Source organism: Gemmatimonadaceae bacterium (assembly GCA_016720905.1).
GTDB lineage: Bacteria > Gemmatimonadota > Gemmatimonadetes > Gemmatimonadales > Gemmatimonadaceae > Gemmatimonas.
The window spans coordinates 99,597-115,904 of record JADKJT010000016.1 but is presented as its reverse complement, the minus strand read 5'-3'; the positions used below and the strand labels follow the sequence as shown (position 1 = coordinate 115,904).

Here is a 16,308-nt window from a genome sequence, read left to right as displayed (position 1 = left end):
GACAAACCAGGAATCCGCATGATTTTGTCGGAAACTCCAGACCGATGATCGTCATCACAATGCCATCGCGTCTCAGGAATTCGCCCTATTGCGGCGCTGCGCGCACAGCGCATACGTGAATCGTAATTACACAATCCTCGACACGGATACGACTTATGAGTGTGCGATTCCCCGGCATCGAAACGGTCATCCACGGCAACGGTGCCGTAGCCGAAGTGATGGGGCATGTATGTGGCGGCGTCATCGGGTATCCGATCACCCCCTCTACCGAAATTTCCGAGCTCTTCGAGGCGTTCCGCGCCGCCGGCGGCTGCAACGTGTGGGGCAAGCACCCGTTCTTCTTCGAACCGGAAGGTGAACATTCCGCGCAGAGTGGCGCCCTGGGCGCGGCCCTGACCGGTGGCAAGTATGTATCGAATGCCTCGTCCAGCCAGGGCATTCTCTACGGAATGGAATCGCACTACGTCACCGTGGGCAAGAAGGTGGGCGGATTTGTGCTGCAGGTTGCCGCGCGCGTGGTGTCCAAACACTCGCTGAACGTGATGGCCGGCCACGATGACGTGTACGCGCTGCTGCAGTCGGGTTACACCATCCTGTTTGGCTCCAACCCGCAGGAAGCGGCCGATCTCGCGGCGATCTCATACAAGGTCAGCGCCACGTCACTGATTCCGGTGGCAAACGCCATGGACGGGTTCGCCACCAGTCACATGATGAGCGAAGCGCTCATGCCCGAGCCCGAGTTGCTGCGCGTCTTTCTCGGTGATCCGTCAGGTCGCATGAAGGCGCCGACGGTGGCACAGGAAATGCTGTTTGGCGCCAAGGGACGAGTGTACCAGTTGGAGCAATACCTGGGCCGGCATCGCGCCGATCTCGCGCCGGGCCACTACGAGCAGATTCTTGTGCACCTGGTCTCCAACGCGGACGCCATCGAGCGCGACAACACGGGCGCCGGCATTGACGCCACGCTGGCGTGGAGTCCGGAGGAGTTGCAGGCGCCTTGGAAACGCCAGTGGATCAATGCCTTCGAGAAGGGCACCCGGCAGCGCGTGCCGGCGCTGGTGGACATCAACAACCCCGGACTCACCGGCGGCGTCCAGAATCAGGCGGACTTCCAGGCCGGCTCGGTAGACCATCGCACGCACTTCGTCAGCGAAGTGCCGCATTTCGTGCGCGAGGCCATGGCCGAGTACGCACAGTTGACCGGACGCACGTACAAGCCGATCAACACGTTTCTGTGCGACGACGCCGAAACGGTATTGGTAGGTTTGGGTTCCGTCACGGACGATGCCGAGGCCGTGGCCACCTATCTGCGCAGTCAGGGGAAGAAGGTGGGCGTGGTCTCGGTGAAGTTGCTGCAGCCGTTTCCCGAAGCGGAGTTGGTGGAAGCACTGCGCGGCAAGAAGGCGGTTACCGTGCTGGAACGGTCGGATGTGACGGCGCTGGCCAGTCTGGTTACGCAGGCCCTCTTCAAGGGCGTAGAGAATGCCAGCGGCATTCGTCATCCGGGCATTCCCGTCATTGAAACACTGCCCAAGATGACGACGGCCATTTTCGGACTGGGCGCGCATGACTTGCAGCCGCGCCATCTGGTGGCGGCCTACAAGAACATGGAGACCACCAACGCGCCCTTCGTGTATCTGGGTTCGCAGTTCTTTGCCAAGAACCCGTCGCCGTCGTTGGCCGCGTTGCAAGACCGGTTGCGAGTCGCGTATCCGGAAACGGAACTCATGGCACTGGAAACGGAGCCCAATCCGCGACTGCTGCCGCCGGAGGCGTTTCGTATTCGGTTCCATTCGGTGGGAGGCTATGGCACCATCGCCACGGGCAAACTCATCACCGACATTCTGGCCGGCGCGCTGGATCTGCATTCGAAAGCCGCGCCCAAGTACGGCTCGGAAAAGAGCGGTGCCCCACCAACTATTACATCACGCTCAGTCCGGAATTGGTGAAGCTCACCAATGCGGAACTGGAAGACGTGGAGATTGTGATCTCACCCGATCACAAAGTGTTTAGTCACACCAATCCGCTGCGCGGCCTGATTGACGGCGGCACGTTCGTGTTGCAGTCCACGTTGTCGCCGATTGAGGTGTGGAAGGAACTGCCCGAGCAGGCGCGCAAGACTATTCGTGCGCGACACATCCGCTTCTTCATTCTCGACGGCTTTGCGGTGGCCAAGCGCCATGCGCCCACGCCCGAACTTGAGACCCGCATGATGGGGATCGCGTTCATTGGCGCAGTGTGCGGCCATGTGGACCGCATTGCAGCGGACGCACCACGCGACGTGTTGCTCGACAAGATCCGCAAACAGATCTCCAAGAAGTTCGGGTCCAAAGGCGGCGCGGTGGTGGAAGGCAACCTCTCCGTGATGGCAGAAGGGCTGGAGGCCGTGCAGCGCGTGGAGTACGACGCACCCGAATTCGCTGAGCTCGAAACGCAGGTGGCCACGAAGGCGCGCCGCACCATCGCCATCTCGGCGGGCATGTGTCGTCACAACGGATGCGCGCCCAATGAGGGGATGTTCGACCCCGACTACTACGAACAGATGATCGGTGCGCCATTCCGCGATGGCACCATTGGCGAATCGCCGGTGCTGCCTGGCACGGGAATGTTCATCCCGGCCGGCAGCGCCGCCTGGAAGGACAAGGGCCTGTTCCGACGCGAAGTCCCGGAGTTCCTGGCCGATCAATGCACCGGGTGCATGGAATGCACGCTGGTGTGCCCCGATGCGGCCATCCCCAATACGGTGCACGACATTCACGACCTGCTGCTGACGGGTATCAAACAGCTGGACATAGCCGAGCCGCAGCGCATAGCCCTGCGCGAACAGGTGCATGGATTGAGCGCGGCGGTGCGTGAGCTCTACCGCGCCAGCAAGGACACTCGGCCGTTGCATGCGGCCGTTGCTGAGGCGGCGGCCAGCGTCGATACCGACGACAGTCCCACGCTCAAGCGCAATCTCGGCCGACTGGTTGACGTGCTGTCGACATATCCAGTGGCGCGCACTCGACCGTTCTTCGACGCCATGGAGAAGGAAAAGGCGGGTGCCGGCGGTCTCTTCTCGCTGGCCATCGACCCGTGGAAGTGCAGTGGCTGCATGGAGTGCATCGACGTGTGCGGCCCGGGTGCCCTGCAGCCGCGCGTGCAGGACGCCACGATCCTTGAAACGCTGCAGGCGCGCTTTGAATTCCTGAGCCAGACCGCCGACACGCCCACCCGCTTCGTCGACACCGCCGTCAAGGAAGGCGGCGACATCAAACGCATGATGCTGGCGCGCGCCAACTACTATGCCACCACCGGCGGGCATGGCGCCTGTCGCGGCTGCGGTGAAGTCACGGCCATTCGCCTCGTCACCTCGCTCAACCACGCCATCCACGCCAAGCGCCGCAAGGAACACATCCGCGAGCTGGATGCCCTGATTGGCCGACTGCATGCGAAACGACCGACGGTGCTCGATGACCCCACGCGTGCGGAGCGCATTGCACGCGCCATCGAGACCCTGGAGAAGCGGCTCTACCTGCTGGAAAGCGGACCCACAGGCAACGGTCCCGCGTCGGCGGTGATCGCCAATGCCACCGGGTGCAGCAGTGTGTATGCCTCGACGTTCCCATTCAATCCGTACAACGATCCGTGGGTGAACAGTCTGTTCCAGGACACACCGGCAGTGGCGAAGGGGCTGTTCGAAGGCATAGCGGCGGCCGCCCTGGACGACATCAAGGCGCTGCGCGTCGCGCGGTTGGAACTCGACAACGCCTACGATCCGACGGTACACGACCAGGCGCTGCGCTTCTTTGGTTGGAATCAGTTCACGCCGCAGGAGTTGGCGCTGCTGCCAACTGTTGTCAGCATGGGTGGCGACGGCGCCACGTACGACATTGGCTTTGGCGCACTGTCTCGGCTACTCACCACCAGTACGCCGATCAAGGTGGTGGTGCTCAACACCGGTGTGTACTCCAACACCGGTGGACAGACGTCGACCGCCAGCCTCACGGGGCAGGACTCCGATCTGACACGCTTTGGCGCCGCACATGCGGGCAAGCAGGAAGATCGCAAGGAACTCGGGCTGATCGCCGCGTTCCATCCGAACGTATTTGTCGTGCAAACGTCCACGTCGCTGCAGGGGCATTTCCTGAAGAACGTGATGGAGTATCTCAATTACTCCGCATCACCGGCCGTGCTGGACGTCTATACGCCTTGTCAGGCCGAGCACGGCATTGCCGACGCGGCGGCGAGCCAACGGTCGCGACTCGCCGTGGAAAGCCGCATGAATCCGGTGTTCGTGCACGACCCGCGTCGCGGGAACGATTTGTACGGGCGCTTTTCGCTGGAAGGCAACCCGGACCTCGATCAGGACTGGACCACCAGTTCGCTCGAGTACGTCGAGAACGGCGAAACCAAGTTGCTGCCGGTGCCACTCACCCCGGCCACGTTTGCACAGGAGGAAACGCGCTTCCGGAAGCAATTCCGCCTGCTGTCACCAGGTGCGCGTGCGGTGCCTATTCACGAATACGTCACGCTGTCGGCGCTGGATCGGGTTGGCAAGACGCCGTTCGTGTTCGCGACGGACGATGAGAAGCAGCTGATTCGCATGGAGGTCTCCAACACAATCGTTCACCTGGTGGAAGAGCGCCGGAAGTACTGGCGCACGCTGCAGATTCTGGCGGGACGTCAGGTGGAGAAGTTGGATGCGGCGCATCACGTGGAAGTCGCGGCGCTGCAGCAGCGGTATCAGGAATCGGTCGTGCAGCGTGAGTCGTCACTGGATGTGATCGCGCGCGCGATGAGTGAACTGGCGGCGGCGTCCAGCGCGCCGGCTGGCAGTTTGGCGGCGGCGTTATCGCCCTTTGGCGGAAGCCGCGCGATGGCCGGAGCGACAACTGCCGCCGCCGGTGCGGTGGCGGTAGCCGCGGTGCCGACCGCATCGGCGAGCACGGCGGCGGGCGTGGCCGGCTTGCCCATGCTACGCGACGAAGACGTGGCGCTCTGCACCAACTGCAAGACTTGCTATCAGGAAGTAAGCGAGTTGTTCGAGAAGACCCGCATTGTGGTTGACGGAGTCACCAAGGACGTCGCGCATATGATTCCGGGCGCGCTTTCGAGGGTCACCATCACGCCCGACCTTGTTGCGCGTGTCGCCCGCGTGGCCGCCAATTGCGATTCGGAGATCATTCGATGAGCCGAGTGCTGCCGGTGCAGGACGAGCTGGAACAGTATGCGCAGAGCACGCGCACGCTGGAGGCGACGCGCAGCCAGCTGGAAGAGCTTGAGCATACCGATGCCGTCAGCCTCTTCCAGAAGCAGATCGAGTTGCTGAAGAAGCGACTGCTGGCCGACCCGACGTCGCTGCGCAGCATGTTTGTGGCCGACGGCGTGCAGGCCATTGCGTGGGAATTCCAGCAGGATGCGCTGGGCGCGGCATTCACGAGCACCATCTGGAACCTGCTGGTGCGCGACGATGAGATGAGCACCATCCTGTTGCGCTTTTTGTGGGCAATGCCGCTCAAGTTCAAGCGCAAGTTCATCAAGGCCATCGACGAGCATCTGTCGGATCGGTACCCGATGTTCAAAGGACTGTCGGTGGGTTGGCCAAGCGATGCCTACATTCCACCATACATCCGTCCCGCCGAACAGCGTTCACACGACTTTGAGCTGGTGAATCAGGGCTATCTGGGCTACATGAACGTGGGCTACTCGGCGCGCGAGGTCGAGCTGTTCGTGTGGCTTGAAGTGCTGCGGGACAAGCAGTGTCAGGATCGGCCATGCGAACTGGGTGTCCTGGTGCATGGCAAACCCGAGCCCAAGGGCGGCTGTCCGGTCAAGATCCACATTCCCGAGATGCTGGACTTGCTGGGTCAGGGCAAGTTCCGGCAGGCGCTGGAGCTGATTGAGGGATGCAACCCGCTTCCCAATGTGACCGGCCGCGTGTGTCCGCAGGAGTTGCAATGCCAGAGCGTGTGCGCGCACACCAAGCGACCCATCGAGATTGGTCAACTGGAGTGGTATCTGCCGCAGCGCGACAAACTGGTGAACCCGGACATCTCACCGCGATTCGCCGGCGTGGTGAGTCCCTGGGTGCGCGGCGACAAGCCACCCATTGCGGTGGTGGGATCAGGCCCGTCGGGGCTGATCAACGCGTATCTGCTGGCCGTGGAAGGATTCCCCGTCACCGTGTTCGAGGCGTTTCATGAGCTGGGCGGTGTGCTGCGCTACGGCATTCCTGAATTCCGGCTGCCCAACGAACTGATTGACGACGTGGTCAACAAGATCACGCGGCTGGGCGGTCGTTTCGTGCGCAACTTCGTGGTGGGCAAGACCGCTACGCTGGACGACCTCAAGGCGGCGGGCTTCTGGAAGATCTTCGTGGGCACTGGCGCCGGTTTGCCTACGTTCATGAATGTGCCGGGCGAGCACCTGCTGGGCGTAATGTCGGCGAATGAGTTCCTGACGCGCGTGAATCTGATGCGCGCCATCGACGACAAGTACGAAACGCCGTTGCCCGACACCAACGGCAAGGAAGTCTTCGTGATTGGCGGCGGCAACACGGCCATGGATGCCGCGCGGACCGCACGCCGACTCGGCGCCAATGTCACGATTGTCTATCGTCGTACGCAGTCGGAAATGCCGGCGCGCAAGGAGGAGTTGCATCACGCGCTGGAAGAAGGCATTCAGCTCAAGGCATTGCGCACGCCAATCGAGTTCATTGGCGATGCCGTGACGAACTTCATCAGTCATGCCGTGCTCGAGGTCAACGAACTCGGCCCGCCGGACAAGACCGGTCGACGTAGTCCGATCGCAACAGGGAACACGGAGCGGGTGCCGGTGGACCTGGTGATCATGGCGTTGGGCAACAAGGCCAACCCGATCATGACCGACGCGGAGCCGGGGCTCAAGACGTCGAAGTGGGGCACCATCGAACTGGAGCCGGGCTCGCAGCGCACGTCGATTGCCGACGTGTACACCGGTGGCGATGCGGCGCGCGGCGGTTCCACGGCCATTCGTGCGGCAGGTGATGGACAGGCCGCGGCGCGGGAGATTGTCGGGGCGATTCCCTTCTCTGCTGAAGAGATCAAGGAGCGCGTGGAAAGGGCAGCACGCTACACCGAACTCGGACAGGCCAGTCAGACCATCGTGAACAAAGTCGACCTGGCCGGTGGCATTGTGGAGTTCACGGTGCGCGCGCCGCTCATTGCGGCGTCAGCGAAGGCTGGTCAATTCGTGCGCGTACTGGCGTGGGAAGACGGCGAACTGGTGCCACTCACGCTGGCCGATTGGGACACCGAGGCCGGCACGATTGATCTCGTGATTCAGGGGATGGGTACGAGCTCAATGCTGATGAACAAGATGGCGGTTGGCGAGTCGTTTGCCGGCATTGCCGGGCCGCTTGGTCGCGCCAGCGAGCTGCACGCGCATGCGGCCGATGAAACGGTCGTGTTCGTGGCCGGTGGCGTGGGGCTGCCACCCGTGTATCCGATCATGCGGGAGCACCTGCGGATGGGCCATCACGTCACACTGATTGCCGGCTTCCGCTCGGCCAACCTGTTGTTCTGGACCGGTGAGCAGGAGCGGGTGGGGCGGCTCCAGGCAGAGTACGGCGAACAACTGGACGTGATCTACACGTCGAATGACGGCACGTTCGGGGTGAAGGGTTTCGTCACCGGACCGTTGGACGAGATCCTGAAGGCGGACGTGACGAGCAAGGGTCGACGGATCGCCGAGGTGGTGGCCATTGGTCCGCCGCTCATGATGCGCGCGGTGAGCGATCTCACGCGACCGTATGGTGTGCGGACCATTGCCAGTCTCAACTCGATCATGGTGGACGCGACGGGCATGTGCGGTGCCTGCATGGTGCCGGTGATTCTTGACGGCGTGATGGTGCGCAAACATGCGTGCATCGATGGTCCCGAAATCGATGCGCACATCATCGACTGGGACAAATTCCTACCGCGTTTTGGTGCCTTCAAGGCGCAGGAGCAGCGCAGCAAGGTCGCCCACGGATTGGTGTAGCGCCCTCCGCTTTCACCCGAATCGCTTGAGATTGCGCGCCCGCGCCTTCTCCAGTTCCTCTTCGCGTGTGCGCGGCGGCGCGTTCGTGGTCATGGATCGCACGAGCCGCTCCGCGGCCAACGTCACGTCATCGACAGCGCGGTTGAACGCCGCTTCGTTCGCCTTTGACGGACGCGTGGACCCGCTCAGTTTGCGCACGAATTGCAGGGCGGACGCGCGGATCTCGCCGTCGGTCGCGGGTGGCTCGAAATTGGCAAGCGTCTTGATATTGCGGCACATGCGGTGCTCCTCTGGCAGTGGGTCGGTGGCGGCCGGATAAAAGTGAGTGCGCCGGATGGACTTCGCCAGCGGCTTCCTCTTGCCCGCCCGCCGGGCCTTTGGTTCATTTCAGGAGTGGGGATCGTCGCACCGTCTTCACGACACGGATTCAGTTTGAGGACTTCCCATGCGCCCGCTCATCACCGTCCTGCTGTTCGTCGGTCTCGCGTCATGCAGCTCCCGCGGCGCCACCGCCCCCGACGCGACAGTCATCAGTATCCGCCTGCGGGATGACCGCGGCGCGCCAGCGGGCCGCAACCAGGTGATCGTGACACTGCCAACGGCGACGCGACTCGACACCCGCACACAGGGTGACGGCACCGTCGACATCGGAGTCGCTGACGCCGGCGTGTATCTCGTGCGGGTCATCCCGCGCGAAGGCTACGTCTCCACGACCTCCCTGACAAAGACCGTGACGGTCACCTCGAACGGGACGGTGGTGGTGGACTTCACGCTATACCGGGCCGGCACCGACTCGAATTTTCCGTGCCTGTTGCGAACAATAGTTGGTGTCAGCAACTGCTGACCATACTTACCCGATTCGCTTCATCGCCGCCGTCACCTCGACCACCCGATCGATATCGGCCGGACTGACGTACAGGTGCGCGGATAGCCGCACGCCTCGACTCCCGCCCTGCGCCCGCACGCGAATCTTCCGCTCCCAGAGGGCATTCTGCAGGTCGCGCCCCGGCTGACCGTTGAACGAGAACGTGGTGATCCCGGCCGCCAGACGGGCGTCACCGGGTGACGCCACGCGCGCCAACGGAATGCGTGCCAATCCGTCACGCAAACGTTTGGTCAGCATGCCGTCCCAGCGCTCGATGCGGTCAATACCAATGGCACTGATGAACTTGATGGCCGCGCGCAGGCCGTGCATCACGGGCAGACTCCCCGTGCCGTAGTGCATGAAGCGAAACGCGCCGGTGGTGTCGTCGTCAAAACCGCCACTGGCCAGCGTGCTCCATACCCGCGGCTGCAGTGCCCGCGTGATGTACAGAATGCCCGTGCCCTTGGGGGCCAACAGCCACTTGTGCGGGCTGGCTACGTACGCGTCGCATCCCAGTTGCTTGACGTCCACCTTGACCTGACCAATGGCCTGCGCGCCATCCACAATGGCCAGGGCGCCGCGATCGTGCGCCAGCGTGCACAATTCGCGTGTGGGCAGTCGTACGCCCAACCCCGACGTGATCTGGCTGAACATCACCACCCGCGTGCGCGGCGTGATGGCGTCGGCGAACGCCTGCACAATCGCGTCGGGCCCCTTCGCGAATGCGGCCTCCATGGGGACCTGTTTCACCACGACCCCATGCCGCTTGCCGCGCAACAGCCAGCCGCCAATGCCGCCGGAATGCTCCTGATCGGTAGTAACCACCTCGTCACCTGACGCCAGGTCAAGTCCATTGGCAATCATGCTCATGCCCATCGTTGCGTTCTGCGTGAAGGCAATCTCGTCCACCGGTGCATTGATGAACGCGCCCGCTTCGGCACGAAAGTCAGCCAGCTGCTGATAGCCGGTCAGCGGCTCGCCATCGGCCTGAAAATACGGCCAGTCGGGGAGGTCTCGTTCCAGATTCTGCAGACCACCCACGAGCGCCGTCATCACTTCACGCGGGGACGCGCCAAGCGTGCCGGTGTTGCAGTACGTAACGTTGGTTGGGAAGAGAAACTGCTTGCGCGCCGCGGCGAAGACCTTGGCGTCTGAATCCTCGGCGTTTGGCGCAAAGGGCGTATCGTCAGGCAGCCCGTTTGGCGGATCGAAGCGAAACGTCGGCGCAAAGCCGGCCGCGAGCGCGCCGGACGCGGCGAGTTGCGACAGGAACTGACGTCGGGCTGGGCGGCTGGACATGAGGTGCTCCGATGGGGTGACGCAGGCCGATGCGGTGACTCCTGAATAGTCGGTTGGTTACGAACGTCCGTCCAGAGCGATCGGACCGTTTGGAGGCCACGCTCCTCAATTCTGCAGGATGCGTATCAGAAACGTGTCTCCCCCGAAGGTGATCGTGTTGGGTCCGGTGATGACGTAGGGAATCGGGACGCCCAACCCGCCGTCTGAGAAGCCCGCTTTGCCATTGAGATCCAGCGCCGGTAGCCCATCAGGCCGACAGGACGCCGAGAGGCTGAATGTGAGCGTTGCGCCGGTCGCCGTGTAGCAGCCGCGCTCGTACCCCAGGCTAATGCCGGTATTCCCAGCGCCGTTCACCTGCGTATGAACGACCAGGTAGGTATTGTCCGGTTGGAGCAGAATCACGCTACCGTCCTGCTCGTTGGCGACCTGAAAGCTGCCAAGAAACGTGCTCGGCGTGGACGTGACCGCCGTGAACACCATCGTGCCACCAGCGACGGTGAGCGTCAGCACGTTGCCGTTCTTCACCAGCGTGCCACTCAATCCCGCCTGCGGCGTTGAGATGCTGTTGAAGACGCCGCACCCGCCGTTCGAATCGACGGGGCCAGTCACGAATGCGAACGCACCCGTCGTGGCATTCCAACTGTATGCGCCGTACTCCACCCCATTGCCGCTACTCCCGCCGCACGACGGGTCGTCCAGGCGTGACGCGTAGCCGCCGACTCAAGTCACTCGCGCTAGTCGCGCCACTCGCTACGCCAGGGCCCTCCCGGCGGTCCCGCTGACCATCACGTAGCGGTGGATACGTTCGGTGCCTCATGCAGGCGCCGCCAGCAGCCAAGCAGCCCGAGCAGCCAGCCAATCGGATATGGCACGATGGTCACCATCCACCATTTCGATGTACCCGTCGTGCCGCCGAAGCCGCCAAAGAAGCTGAACACCCACATGGAGCCGACGCCAAAGAGCACCAGCGCGAACGACCACAGCAACATGGGCGCGTGACGACTATGGGTTAACGAACTGCCAAGTGCCGCGAGGGCAGAACCGGCGAGGATGACAATCGACCCTTCCATGGGATCGACGGCACCCAGAACCATGGCGACAAGCCCGGCGATCACCAAACCTCGGGGCCAGCGGCGATCGGCAATCATCTTTGCCTCCGTAGTGACGGAACGGACATTCCCTGTCTGATCGCTACGTTGGCCGCAGGAATACCGTGTCGGGGAAACCCCGATCTCCTGTCCGTCGTTCCCGCACCTGCGTCGGCGGGGTGCTACCGGTGCGTGAGTCGACCATCCATCAGGAGTCGCACGTGCGGATCGAGTTCCACGGCAGTCGGTTCCTGATCAATCGCGACGGTAAACCGTCCCGATCGCCCGGTGAGTTCGAACCGTTCTGTTCGCACGCGTGCCCCCGGCAGCGTCATCCCGATCTCCACGGGCAACCGAAACGGTTCGCCCGCTTGTGTCTGCGACACCTCCACCACCAGCTGTTTCGCCGTGGCATTCCACTGCCAGGTGCCTTCAAGCGCTGGCACGCCACCGCGATACAGCCATTGCTGGAAGAACGCCTGCAGATCGAGCCCCGACGCGCGCTCCATGGCCAAACGGAAATCGGTGGTGGAGGCATTCTTGTTCTGGAAGCGCGCGTAGTAGTCGCGAATGCCGGTCCAGAACCTGTCGTCACCCATCAGTTGGCGCAGCATGTGCAGCGTCCAGCTGCCCTTCTGGTACGTCATGCCGGTGGTCACCTGCGCCATGTCCGACAGGTTTTCGTGCACCACGCGGTAGTCGGGCGTCTTGGCGTAGAAGTCCAGCACCGTTTTGCGCGAACTGCGCAGTCCATCGGCGAACTCGTCGCGGCCGTACGCATGTTCGATGAACAACAGCGTGAAGTACGTGGCGAATCCTTCGCTCAACCAGACGTCGTTCCAGTCATTCTCCGTGACCGCGTTGCCAAACCACTGGTGCGCAATCTCGTGGATGACCACGTTGCGCCACCGCAGCGACCGCGTGCCGGACACACTGCCCGCCGAGTAGAAAATGGCTGACGCCGACTCCATGCCACCGCTCACCGAGTTGGACTGCACATTGGCCAGCTTCTCGTACGAATACGGCCCCCCGAACTCGCTGTAGAACGACAGCACATCCTTCGTGGGCACCGCGAAGTCGTAGAAGCCCTTGTCGCGATCCTGCGCAAACACCCACGTCTCCAGTGGCACGCCGTGGTAGTCGCCGACATGTTGCACGGCGAAACGCGCTACCCCCAACGCATAGAGCCACGGGGCAATCGGGACCGACTCGCGCCACACGGTGCGGCGCATACCGCCAGCCAGGTCCGTTTCCTCCATGCGGAGTCCGTTGGAGATCACCTGATAGTGCGCCGGTGCGACCACGTTCATTTCCATGGTAGCCTTGTCGGCGATGTGGTCGATCATTGGCAGCCAATGATGGGCCTTGTTGGGCCAATCGTCCGAGAAGAACGTGCGGTCGCCATGCGGGTTGGGTTTGATTTGCATCCCGTCGGCAGGAATGCCCCCGTACCGCACCACGAGCTCGATGGTTTCGCCCGCGGCCACCGCCTTGTCCAGCGTCATGGTCAGGTGATCGTCGGCATGCGTAAAACGCAGCGATGTGCCGTTCCGCGTGACCGAACTCACCGTCATGCCGCGTCCCTGCCGCGCCGAACTGACGGTTGCCAAGTCAAGCCAGACCGTGGCGAGCGGCGCCAACACTCGCATGCGCACGGTCGCCTCACCGGCGATGCGATCGGTGCTGTCAGAAAGCGCGAGCGCGAAACGGTAGTGCTCGACATCCAGCGGCTGCCGTGCATACGCATCCAGACTCGGTGCGAAACCTGGGGAAAACAGCAGCAAGAAGGAGACGAGAGTGACGAGCATGCGCTGGGTAGCTCCGCTTGAGGACGACATCCGCCGGGCGCCTGCCCTCGAACTGAGAGGAGGCGCCGGTACGCGTTCCGCCAACGACCCAATCAATCGTTCCGCCCCGTCTTCGGCCAGTGAGTACCGGGCAAACGTCACATTGCGTCTGCGCCCGGAACTGTGGATCCTTTGAAGGTCCGGCAGCGTTCAGCTCCCTGCCGGATCTCCTTAACCCCTCTCGATGCGCACGCTCCGCCGATTCCTGCCCCTGGTCGTCCTGCTGGCCATCGCCGGGGCGCTGTATACGGGCTATGGCCGCCTCGCCGCACGGCCGCCCCTCGTTGAAGTCACAACGGCCCGCACGGAGAATGCCGTGCGCGTATTGGCCCTGACCGGCCGGGTTCGCCCGCGCCTGGCCAATCGCGTGCAGTCGTTGGTGGCCGGCACCATTCTCTCACTCACGCATGAGGAAGGCGACGCAGTGCGACGGGGCGACGTGCTGGCCCGGCTCGATGCGCAAACGACGCGCGCCGCCATCCGTCAGGCCAGCTCGCAAGTGAACGCGCGCCGTCTCGATGTCCAGCAACGCGAACTCGAGTACAAGCGACTGGAGACCCTACTTGCCTCCGGCGGCGTAGCACCGCGCGACGTGGAGACTGCCAAGTTCGCGCTCGAAACCGCACGCGAAACGGTGCGTCAACTCGAAGCCCTGGTGAGCGAGTCGGAATCCCGCTTGCGGGACTTCACGCTGGTGTCGCCCATCGACGGCTATGTGCTGGCTCGTCCGGTTGATCCAGGACAGAACGTCACACCACAAACGGTACTCTACGAGCTCGCCACCGCCACCGGCGCCGAGATTGCAGTGGAGATCGACGAGCAGTACCTCGGCGAACTGCGCGTAGGACTCGACGCGACCGTCTCGCCGCTCACTGGCGAGCGTCAGCAGCTCGCGGCGCGAGTGAGCACCATCGGCCGCCGGGTGAGTGAATCCAGCGGCGCCGTGCCAGTGCGGTTGGCGTTCGTCGGTGTGGCGCCTCGGCTACCAGCCGGGCTTTCGGTGGACGTGAATCTGGTTGTTGCCACGCATCCCGCAGCGACCACCGTGTCCCGTGCCGCCGTTGCGGGGCTCGGCGGCGAGCCGTATGTGATGCTGGTGCGCCGCGATACCATCGTGCGACAACCGGTCCAGGTGATCGACTGGCCGTCACCGCACATTGTCGTGACCGGCGGGATCAAGCCGGGTGATACGATGGCGCTCTCGCCAAAGCTCGTTCGGGCGGGCCTGGTCGTGCGTACCAAGCCGGGACCCGATGCCCTTTGAGCTTCGCGTGGCGCTGCGCTATATCCGCAGCGGACGATTGCAGACACTGCTGATATTTTCCGGCGTCGCCGTTGGGATTGTCGTGTTCACGTTCATGGCCGCGCTGATCAACGGCCTCGCGGTCAGCCTCACCAACGACGTGATCGGCAACATCGCTCATGTACGGCTGCAGCCGGCGCCGCGATTGCCGCGCCAACTGCGCGAGCGCGCCGACGTCCGAACGCTACTGGCGGTCCAGCGTGGCAACGAACCACGCGCGGTCATCAACGGGTGGCGGGACATTGTTCAATCGGTCGAACGACTCCCTGGCGTGGTGAGCGTCGCGGCATCCGTGGCGGGCGCGGGGTTCATCCAACGCGGTGAGAAGATCCTCCCGGTGCAAGTGACCGGCTATGAGCCGGGCAAAGAAAGCGCCATGATTGACATCGCGGCCGGTATTGAGCGTGGCACGTCAGCATTGGCACCAGGCGAAGTATTGATTGGCGTGAAGATCGCCGAACAGCTGGGCGTCACGACGGGCCAACGCCTGCGCATTCGCAGCGATCGTGGGCGCGAGCGGGCGCTCCTCATTCGCGGCGTGTTCGACGTGAAGAACGCCTCGGCCAACGAGCGACTCGCCTTCACCGATCTGGCCACGGCGCAGAGCATGTTCGAGGTGGTGGGCGCCGTCACTCGCATCGAACTCAAGATCACCGACATCTTCGCGGCGCCGGCACTGGCCGAACGCCTCTCGGCCCTGACCGGACTCGAAGGCGTGGACTGGATCCAGGAGAACGGGCGATTGCAGGACGCGCTCACCGCACAGGGCAGCACGGGCGATCTGGTGAAGTTCTTCGCCGTGTTGCTGATCATCATCGCGGTCGCCAGTCAGCTCCTGCTGTCGGCCATCCGGCGCAAGTCCGAAATCGGCATCATGCGCAGCATGGGCGTCTCGCGTGCGTCGGTGACCTGGATTTTCGTGCTCCAGGGATTTTTCATCGGACTGTTCGGCTCACTGCTTGGGGCGGGCCTCGGGTACGGATTCGCCAACCTCATCACCATCGTCACTCGGCGCGCTGATGGCTCGCTCGGCCTCCCGGTGGATCCCGCACTGGGTGAATACTGGCTTGCCGTCTCGATCGCCACAGTCGCCTCCACCATTGCGGCACTGCTGCCGGCGCGCATCGCCAGCGGCGTCGACCCGGTCGAGGTCATCCAGCAATGACCGACGTCGTGCTGCGTCTCTCGGATCTCACCAAGACGTACGTGGATGGCGAAGAGGAAACGAAGGTCCTGAAGGGCATCGACCTCACCTTCCGTCGCGGCGAATTCGTGGCACTTATGGGCCCGTCCGGCAGTGGCAAGAGCACTTTGCTCGCCATTCTCGGCACGCTGCTCAAACCCACCAGTGGCGAAGTGGAGCTGGTGGGCAATCGACTCAGCACCCTCGACGAGCAATCGGTCACGCGATTTCGCAATCTGCACATTGGCTTCGTGTTCCAGTTTCACCATCTGTTGCCAGACTTCACCGCGCTGGAGAATGTGCTGTTTCCGTCGTACCCGCGACGGAGTCATACCCCGGACGCCGACCGCGCGCGCGCCGTGGAGCTGTTGCGCCGAGTGGGATTGGCCGATCGCATGCACTTTCGCGCCACCAAGCTGTCCGGCGGTCAAAAGCAACGCGTGGCGATTGCCCGCGCGCTGATGAATGCCCCCGACATCGTTCTCGCCGACGAACCCACCGGCAATCTCGATCGGGACACGGGCGAGCAGGTGCTCGTGCTCATGCGGGAACTGTGTGCCGAACTCGGGACATTGTTTCTCATCAGCACGCACGACGAGGCGATTGCGGCGGAGAGCGATCGCGTAGTGCGGATTCTCGACGGGCGCGTCGTAAGCGATGAGCCGGTGGCGATCACACCCCGTCCCCACGAATCGACGTGATGGCCTGTACGATTCCGCGGC

The 16,308-nt window shown here is 63.3% G+C and carries 10 protein-coding genes and 1 pseudogene; 6 read left to right on the top strand and 5 right to left on the bottom strand.

What is annotated here, in order from left to right:
* Nucleotides 1-155 precede the first annotated feature (155 nt).
* Nucleotides 156-5,173 (top strand): annotated as a pseudogene (locus IPP90_13825) (2-oxoacid:acceptor oxidoreductase family protein).
* Complete coding sequence (locus tag IPP90_13820; GenBank protein ID MBL0171773.1) at nucleotides 5,170-8,001, top strand: sulfide/dihydroorotate dehydrogenase-like FAD/NAD-binding protein; 2,832 nt, start codon at nucleotides 5,170-5,172, stop codon at nucleotides 7,999-8,001. The pseudogene IPP90_13825 and the gene IPP90_13820 overlap by 4 nt, the downstream one beginning before the upstream one ends.
* 12 nt (nucleotides 8,002-8,013) lie before the next feature.
* Here the strand turns inward: IPP90_13820 and IPP90_13815 are convergent, their stop codons facing one another.
* On the bottom strand, nucleotides 8,014-8,280 hold the full coding sequence (locus IPP90_13815) for a DUF2277 domain-containing protein (protein MBL0171772.1): 267 nt from the start codon (nucleotides 8,278-8,280) through the stop codon (nucleotides 8,014-8,016).
* Nucleotides 8,281-8,446: 166 nt separating this feature from the next.
* On the opposite strand from IPP90_13815, the gene IPP90_13810 reads away from it, so the two are divergent.
* On the top strand, nucleotides 8,447-8,845 hold the full coding sequence (locus tag IPP90_13810) for a hypothetical protein (protein MBL0171771.1): 399 nt from the start codon (nucleotides 8,447-8,449) through the stop codon (nucleotides 8,843-8,845).
* A 6-nt stretch (nucleotides 8,846-8,851) separates the two neighbouring features.
* On the opposite strand, the gene IPP90_13805 is transcribed toward IPP90_13810, so the two are convergent.
* The 4 genes from IPP90_13805 to IPP90_13790 all read right to left on the bottom strand — a co-directional run bounded on the left by IPP90_13805 (nucleotide 8,852) and on the right by IPP90_13790 (nucleotide 13,061).
* Nucleotides 8,852-10,165 carry an aminotransferase class V-fold PLP-dependent enzyme gene (locus tag IPP90_13805; GenBank protein MBL0171770.1) on the bottom strand — a complete coding sequence of 438 codons (1,314 nt, stop codon included), beginning with the start codon at nucleotides 10,163-10,165 and terminating at the stop codon, nucleotides 8,852-8,854.
* 105 nt (nucleotides 10,166-10,270) lie between these two features.
* On the bottom strand, nucleotides 10,271-10,774 hold the full coding sequence (locus IPP90_13800; protein ID MBL0171769.1) for a hypothetical protein: 504 nt from the start codon (nucleotides 10,772-10,774) through the stop codon (nucleotides 10,271-10,273).
* Nucleotides 10,775-10,950: 176 nt separating this feature from the next.
* Entirely contained in the window at nucleotides 10,951-11,313 is a 363-nt protein-coding gene (locus tag IPP90_13795; protein ID MBL0171768.1) for a hypothetical protein, read from the bottom strand.
* A gap of 122 nt (nucleotides 11,314-11,435) precedes the next feature.
* Complete coding sequence (locus tag IPP90_13790; GenBank protein ID MBL0171767.1) at nucleotides 11,436-13,061, bottom strand: M1 family metallopeptidase; 1,626 nt, start codon at nucleotides 13,059-13,061, stop codon at nucleotides 11,436-11,438.
* Nucleotides 13,062-13,284: 223 nt separating this feature from the next.
* Here IPP90_13790 and IPP90_13785 point away from each other — a divergent pair, with 223 nt between their 5' ends.
* From IPP90_13785 to IPP90_13775, 3 genes are read left to right on the top strand one after another with little or no spacing between them, the layout of a single operon-like run.
* Complete coding sequence (locus tag IPP90_13785) at nucleotides 13,285-14,364, top strand: efflux RND transporter periplasmic adaptor subunit (GenBank protein MBL0171766.1); 1,080 nt, start codon at nucleotides 13,285-13,287, stop codon at nucleotides 14,362-14,364.
* A complete protein-coding gene (locus IPP90_13780) occupies nucleotides 14,354-15,568 on the top strand; it encodes an ABC transporter permease (GenBank protein ID MBL0171765.1) in 1,215 nt (404 codons plus the stop codon). The genes IPP90_13785 and IPP90_13780 overlap by 11 nt, the downstream gene beginning before the upstream one ends.
* Nucleotides 15,565-16,287, top strand: coding sequence for an ABC transporter ATP-binding protein (locus IPP90_13775; protein ID MBL0171764.1), 723 nt, complete (start codon nucleotides 15,565-15,567; stop codon nucleotides 16,285-16,287). The genes IPP90_13780 and IPP90_13775 overlap by 4 nt, the downstream gene beginning before the upstream one ends.
* The last annotated feature ends 21 nt before the right edge of the window (nucleotides 16,288-16,308 follow it).